We start from the raw sequence: 649 nt of genomic DNA, 5'->3' as shown, positions 1-649 counted from the left end.
CTATTAAAGGCGAAGTCACAGGTAAATTAGAGATAGCTAGCCAAGACAGTGCTGGCTTCTCAATGCATGACTTTACCGAGCAAGTTGGTACCGTACTTCAAGACACAGACAGCCAGTTTGTAGGTCTAAGCATTGGTGAAGATATTGCCTTTGCATTAGAAAACCAATTGATGTCGAGCATCGACATGTATCCGCTGGTTAAATCAACCGCCAAGATGGTCGACCTAGCTGACATGCTTGATCGCTCACCTCATGATCTGTCGGGCGGCCAGAAGCAACGTGTTTCATTGGCAGGCATTCTTGTTGATGAGGTCGATACACTACTTTTTGATGAACCCTTAGCAAGCTTAGACCCGAAAACCGGTAAAGCGACGATTGAGATCATCGATCAGCTGCATCGTGAAACCAATAAAACCGTGATCATTATCGAGCACCGTCTTGAGGATGTGCTGCATCGCCATGTCGATCGCGTGATTCTAATGGACCAAGGTGAGATCGTTTCCGACTCAACGCCTGATGAGCTGCTTGCTTCGGGCCTGCTTGAAAGGCACGGAATCCGTGAACCTTTGTACCTGTCCGCACTGAAGGCCGCTAAAGTACCGCTTTCAGAAAAAGACACACTTTCAAACTTAAAGTCTCTGGATTACAA

Annotated in this window: 1 protein-coding gene; it reads left to right on the top strand. The window is 47.0% G+C overall.

All coding sequences use genetic code 11. The features are described from left to right. The coding region (locus tag KIV40_RS32235; RefSeq protein WP_285353418.1) for a DUF3744 domain-containing protein at nt 1-649 on the top strand (649 nt) is incomplete at both ends.

The sequence above is a fragment of the Vibrio sp. D173a genome (assembly GCF_030248475.1).
The sequence above is the reverse complement of the archived record's forward strand: the minus strand, read 5'-3'. Positions and strand labels throughout refer to the sequence as shown.